Source organism: Streptomyces sp. ActVer, from assembly GCF_027270795.1.
Taxonomy (GTDB): domain Bacteria; phylum Actinomycetota; class Actinomycetes; order Streptomycetales; family Streptomycetaceae; genus Streptomyces; species Streptomyces umbrinus_A.
Genome location: NZ_JAPWHT010000537.1, coordinates 1 through 6,501, shown reverse-complemented (window position 1 = coordinate 6,501; position 6,501 = coordinate 1). Strand labels below are relative to the sequence as shown.

At 72.5% G+C, this 6,501-nt stretch carries 3 protein-coding genes and 1 pseudogene; 2 read left to right on the top strand and 2 right to left on the bottom strand.

Annotation, left to right across the window (positions count from 1 at the left end):
• Positions 1-1,058: pseudogene (locus O3Q52_RS46670) on the bottom strand (LacI family DNA-binding transcriptional regulator); the annotation flags it as partial.
• 225 nt (positions 1,059-1,283) lie between these two features.
• Positions 1,284-1,679: a GNAT family N-acetyltransferase gene (locus O3Q52_RS46665; RefSeq protein ID WP_269654545.1), complete on the bottom strand. Its 396-nt coding sequence runs from the start codon at positions 1,677-1,679 to the stop codon at positions 1,284-1,286.
• A gap of 387 nt (positions 1,680-2,066) precedes the next feature.
• Here O3Q52_RS46665 and O3Q52_RS46660 point away from each other — a divergent pair, with 387 nt between their 5' ends.
• Together O3Q52_RS46660 and O3Q52_RS46655 are read left to right on the top strand one after the other, a co-directional pair.
• Positions 2,067-5,279, top strand: coding sequence for an ABC transporter permease (locus O3Q52_RS46660; protein ID WP_269654544.1), 3,213 nt, complete (start codon positions 2,067-2,069; stop codon positions 5,277-5,279).
• A partial coding sequence (locus tag O3Q52_RS46655; protein WP_269654543.1) for a hypothetical protein occupies positions 5,276-6,501 on the top strand: 1,226 nt, incomplete at its 3' end. The genes O3Q52_RS46660 and O3Q52_RS46655, both read left to right, overlap by 4 nt.

The following is a 6,501-nucleotide window of genomic DNA, read 5'->3' as shown; positions in this document are numbered from 1 at the left end:
GGTGGGCGCCGGACCCACGGAGGAGCGGCTGACCACAGGGCAGCCAGGCGCCGGACCGTCGCGGGCGGAGCAAGGCCGGCTTCGATGGCGTCCAGGAGCAGCCGGGCCGCCGCCTCGCCCATCGCCCGGTGCGGCAGCGCGACCGAAGTGAGCGGCGGGGTGAGGAACGCGGCCATGTGCTCCTGGTCGTCGTAGCCGACCACCGACAGATCGGCGGGCACGTCGATCCCGAGCCGGGTCGCGGCGTGCAGGACACCCGCCGCGACCCGGTCGTTGTAGCACAGGACGCCAGTGGGGCGGCGGCCCGGCTCGACCCCGTCGAGCAGGCGCAGCGCCCCCGCGTATCCCGCGGAGATCTCCCCGCCGCCGCGCACGATCCACTCCGCGGGCACGGTGACGCCCTCGGCGCGCAGCGCGTCCCGGAAGCCGCGGGTACGTTCCACCGAGGCGATGTCGTCCAGACCGCCGATCACGGCGAGCCGGCGGTGGCCCGCACCGAGCAGCAGCCGGGCCGCGGTACGGCCACCGGCGCGCTCGGCAGGGACCACGGCGGGCAGGGAGTCGTCCTCGGGCAGGCAGTTGGCCAGCACGGAGTGGGTGCGGTGCAGGCCCTCGGGGACGCGGACCCGGCGCAGTGACATGGCTGCGTAGATGATGCCGTCCACGCGCCGGTTGAGCAGTTCCGCGACGGCCGCGTCCTCCTTGGCCGGGTCACCGCCGGAGTCGACGGTGAGGACGAGATGGTCGCTGTCCCAGGCGGTCTCCATGGCGCCGCGCAGCAGCCGGCCGGCGAACGGTGAGGACGCGATCTCGTCGGTGACCAGCCCGATCACGGCCGTACGGCGTCGGCGCAGACCGCGGGCCACCGGGTCGGGGCGGTAGCCCAACTGGGTCGCTGCCTGCCGGATGCGTTCCTGGGTGGCGGGCGAGAGGTTGCCCTCGGCACGGCCGTTGAACACGAAGGACACCGCGGTGTGCGACACGCCGGCGAGCCGGGCGACGTCCCGTGACGTCGGGCGCCCGGTGCCCGTGTTCCTGCTCTCCTCGGCACCGCTCACGCCGTCCGCCGCCCTCGCCCAGCCCGTCCCTGTCGATCACCGTCCACCCTATCCGCGGTGAGCGCCACGGCACACAGGAGACCTTCAGGGCGCCGCGGCGTGTGCGTCCGATGTGATCACCGGATTCCGCGCAGGGCGAGGACCGAATCGGACTGGGCGTAAGCACGTCGTCCGCCGGCGATGCCGGCCCGGTGGACGGTGTTCTCGATGACCGGGCCCACGGAGCTAGAGAGCAATGAGACCGGCTGTCGTCTCCTTGAAGCCGCAGGCATCGAAATAGAACGAACGCAGGTGCTCCTCGTAGTCGACGTGGAGCCACTCGCACTTCGCGGCACGGGCTTCGCGGGCTGCGGTTGCGACCAGGGCGGCACCGATACCGCTCGTCCGGCGATGCCGCGCGACCACTGTGTCCAGGATGAAGGCATGGACGCCACCGTCCCAGACGACGTTCACGAAGCCGATCAGAGAGCTGTCCTCCCAGGCGCAGACCCAGCCGAGACTGTGGCGTTCGAGTCGCTCTCGCCAGTCGGTCTGAGCGACCGGGTGGTCGAAACCCTCAGCGTGGAGCGCGTTGAGGGCAGCGTTGCCGAAGTCACCCCGCCACTCGTACATGACCGTCACCTCTCGATCGTAATGTCCGTCGCGATGGCCGCGCCCAAGCCAGTGACTGGGCTTCGGGACGAGGAGAAGTTCCGTGCGGAGCAGGCCGAACGCCGCGCGGCAGTACATCGGGCGCTTGAACATCTTGGTCCTGTCCGGTGACATGGCACTCCTCGTGCCGGAGTACCTCGACTGTGCGAGGGCGGCGACGTGCCGGAGCGGCATTGGGCTTGATGTGTGGGGTGGGTTCAGCCCCCGTTGGGCACAGATCTCGTCCGCGTCGGGCATGGGTGTTGGTTCCGGCGGGCCGATCCCGATGATTGCGGGTCTCGGACGCACGGACCCATACTGTGGCGGGTCGTACGGGGGGAGACCGGCGAGTTGAGCGGGAGACGTGCGCCTACCGCAGTGCGCGGAACCGCGCACCACGGCTTGGTGCTGGGTGCGGCGGGTCTTGCGGTGCTGCTCGCTGCGACGGTCCTGGCCGCGCTCGCGGCGCTCACCGAGAAGGCCGTCGAGGGCGGGATACAGCGGCGGCTGGCCCGTGATCCGGGGGCGGTGGTCGAGGTCTCCGGAGCGTACCGGCCGCGCGGTGCGGGGGAAGTTGATGGCCTGGTACGCGCTGCCGTCGGCCGCGCCTTCGGTGGCGTACCGCATCACACCTGGTCCGCGTTACGGGTCCCGGCCAGCCGGTCCGCCGCGCTCAGTGTGACGGAGGCGGACGGCCGTCGGCGGGACGACGCTGTCGTCACGCTCGTCGCACTCCAGGAGCCTCAGCGGCATGCCGAGTTGGTGGCGGGGCGCTGGCCGCGGGCAGGCGCCGGTGGTGGGGTGGTCGAGACCGCGGTGAGTGAGGTGTTTGCCGCGGAGCTCGGGGTGCGGCCCGGCGACGAACTGCGGGTGCAGCCCGACAGCGGGCGGCAGGTCCGGATGCGGGTGGCCGGGCTGTACCGGGTGGGCGGCCGTAGCCCAGCTGTCTGGGCGAGCCTGAGTCCTACCTTCAGGTCGCCCGACTCGATGGTGCTGGTGTCCCGTCAGGCGCTCGCGGCGGTGCCGGATCTGACCAGGGACGCCGATGCGTTGTGGCTGGGTGTGCCGGACACAGGCGGGCTTGGACTCGGCGATATCGGGCCGTTGCAGCGGCGTGCCGACGCGTTCGGCGGCAGTGACGCTTCGCTGTCCGTCTTCCGCGGTGCTCCGTCCACGGCCGAGCTCGAGGCCAGGTCCACGCTCGACAACGCTCTCGACGACCTGACGACCCCGATCGCTGTGGCGCGTGCCGGTCTCTACATTCCGGCGACGCTGCTCGCTGCCCTGGCTGTGGCTGCTCTCGTACTCACTGCGCGTCAGCTCGCCGAGCACCGTCGTGCCGAGCTTGCGTTGCTCGCCGCGCGGGGTGCCGGAACGTTACGGCTGGCTGTGGCAACGGCGGTGCAGTGGGCGGTGGTTGCGGTGCCGGCGGGATTGGCCGCGCCGTTCCTTGCGGGTCCGCTGCTGCGTCTTCTGGACGGAGCCGGTCTGATTCCCGGCGATGTGCCGACGACGGCGGCGTTGGCGGCGGGCTGGGTGGCAGCACTGCTGGCTGTCGTGGTGCACGGTACGGCGTTGCTGTGGCCGACCATACGGACCGTGCGGGACCGGCAGGCGGTGCGCAGACTCCGGCTGCGTCTGGGACGGTTCGCGGGGGCGCAGCGGCTGGGTGCGGATGTGGCGCTGGCCGCTGTGGCTGTGCTGGGCTGGCTGCAGTTGCGGCAGTACCGGTCGCCGGTCACCGGTGGGGGAGTCGACCCGGTACTGGTGCTGGCACCTGTGGCGATGACGTGTGCGGCGGCGTTGCTGGTGCTACGGGCGCTGCCGCTGGCCGCGCGGATCGCGGATCCCCTCGCGCGGCGCGGCACCGGACTGGTCCTGCCACTGGGGGGCTGGCAGATCGCGCGGCGTGCTGCGCGGCATGCCGGTCCCGCGCTGCTGGTGACACTCGCCCTGGCCGTTGCCGCGCTCAGCAGCACCGCACTGGCCATCCTGGACCGTGGCGACCACGACCAGGCGGTGTTCAGAGTCGGCGCCGACCTGCGGATCGTCCCCGGCGAGCGGCTCGCGACGGCCGAGCGGCGCGCCGCGTACGGCGCACTGCCGGGCGCCGGGGCGGTGACTCCGCTGGTGGAGGCGAACGGATACCTCGGCCAGAGCTGGGTCACCGTCACCGGCATCAACACCGCCCGCGGCCCAGCCCCCACCCTGCGTCCCGACCTCAGTGACCGGCCGGTGTCCGAGCTGGTCGGTCCGCTGGGCCGGAACATTCCCGTCCACGGGCTGCCGTTGATTGGTGCGGCGGGTGAACTCCCGTTGCGTGTACGACTGTCGGTCGACGGGCCGGGCACCCCGGTGCCCCTCACGCTCACCGTGCACTTCGTGGATGCCGACGGTCTCACCCGAGCGAGTGAGGCCGTCCTCAAGGACACCGGTGGTGTGGCCCGTACCGTGCGCCTGAAGGTCCCGGTCGCCGGTGAAGGCGCACGGATCGTCCAGCTCGGGGTGAGCATGACCGGCGAGAGGGTACGGCGTACCTACCACCTCGCCGTCGACCGCGTACCCGGCCTTTCCCGGCCTGCTGCCTGGCACGACCTGCGTACGGACGCCCCGGACCGGAAGATCGCCGGATGCCCTGGTGCCAAGGCGCGCCGACTGCCCGGGAGTGCTCCGGGGCCGGTGCTGTGTTCCGACCGGTCGGCGCCCGGCACGCTCCTGGACGCGGTGCTGCGCGGACCGGACACCACGCTCAAGTACCCGACCTGGAGTGTGCGGCTGGGCACCGACCGTGCCAAGGGGAGTCCGCCTGTGCCGGCGTTGGCCGACCGCATGCTGCTGTCCTCGGGCGTGGCCCGGGTGGGGGACACGGTCACGGTGCAGCGCGCCGGTGGCGGCACAGCCGGCATCAGGATCGTAGGGAAGATCGATGCGGTGCCGGGCGCGGACCGTGACCGGCCGCGCCTGCTGGCCGACTCCCGGGCGTTGGCCGCCCAGTTCGTGCTCGGCGGAACCCTGCCCGCTGCCGAGTCCGCCTGGTGGGTGGCCGCAGAGAAGGGGGACGCGACGGCCGCGCTGAGGGCTGTGCGTGCCGATCCCCGCCTGGGTACGGCTGTCGACGTGCCGCGGATGCGGGCCCGACTGGCCGCCGATCCGCTGCGGCAGGGGGCACGCGGGGCACTGACCCTGTGTCTGGTCCTGGCGCCCGCGTTCGCGGTCGTCGGCTTCACGCTGCATACGGCGCTGTCGGTACGGGCCAGGACGCGGGAGTTCGCGTTGCTGCGGGCTTTGGGTGTGCGGCGTGGGCAGTTGGCGGCGTATCTGTGGACGGAGCAGCTGGTGCTGGCTGCGGTGGCTGCGGTGCTGGGCACGGTGCTGGGGACCGTGCTGGCCGCACTGGTGATGCCGGTGGTGACGGTCGATGACAGCGGCAGGCCGGTCTACCCGGGGCTGCTCACCGACGTGCCCTGGGCGCGGGTGGCCCTCACGGCGGGGGCGACGACGCTGGTGATCTGCGCGGTCGTGTCGGTCGCCGCTCGCTTTCTGGGGCGGGTCGATCTGGCGCGGGTGCTGCGCGCGGGGGAGGACCGGTGAAGGTGAGGCGCTCGGTCCGGCCGCTGCGCTGGGTTGCTGTGCGCGAGGTGCGCGCCGATGTGCCCTTGCTGGTCTGCCTGGCTGTGCTGGTGGCGCTGCTCACAGCGGTCGCCGCCGCGGGTCCCGTACTCCTGGACCGGCTCGCGGGGCGGGCTCTGGCCTCGCGGCTGGAGCAGGAGCAACAAGTGGAGCCCGGCATCCTGTTCAGCGCGCGGTTCGAGCCCGCGTCCAGCGCGGACGCCGATGCCTGGGCGAGTGACCTGGCCGAGGACCTGCTCCCGGTCACCGAGGTGATCGCCAACGCGGCTCCCGACGCCCTGAACGGCGGCCTCGTGCACGACTCGACGCGGGTGGAGCTGCCGCTCCTGCGGTCCGTTGCGGGAGCGGGGGAGGTGGGTCTGGGCCTGGTGTATGCCTCCGACGCGCCGGGCCGCGGGGCCTACGTGGAGGGGCGGCCGCCCGCCCGGCGCGGTAAGAGTGTGGAGATTGCCGTCTCCACCCGGACGCGCGACGCGCTGAAGCTGCGGCTGGGACAGAAACTCCCGCTCAGCCCCGGCGCGTTGGAAAATGTCCAGGCCACCGCCGTGGTCGTCGGGTTCTTCACTTCGGACGGGGCCGGCGCCAAGGGTGCTGATGCCAAGGGCGGCGACGCGAAGGGCGGCAGCGCTGCGGGTGGGGACCGGTTGTGGCATGAGGTGCCGTTGCTGGCGGGCCCGTCGAGGTTTCCGCCGCGTACTGCTGCCGGGCTGGACTGGGAGGCCCGTGCGCTGGTGGCGCCCGGTACCGTCACGGCTCTGCAGGCGCAGGCCGGGGCGGTTCTGACGGTCACCTGGGGAATGCGCCTGGATCTTGACGCGCGGACCGCCGCACGGTTCGCCAGTGATCGGGGACAGGGGGAGCTGCAGCGGCTGCTGGTGCGTTACCCGGATGACGCGCGGTCCGTCTTCTGCGGTGACATCGCCGATTACGGCGGCATGTTCTGCGAGATCGGCCCGCACCCGGCCTCCACCCTGCAGCACAGCACGCATCTTCCCGACGCGCTCACCGACTTCGGCCTGCAATGGCGCCAGGGCCGCGTGGTGATCTCCTTCGCGCTGGCGTCCCTGCTCGTCGTCGGGCTGCTCGCCGCCGCGGTGACGGCGCTGCTCGCGGTGCGCCGCAGACTGGACGCGCATCGGCTGCAGCGTGCCCGCGGCCCCTCCGCGACGGGCCTGGCGCTGGC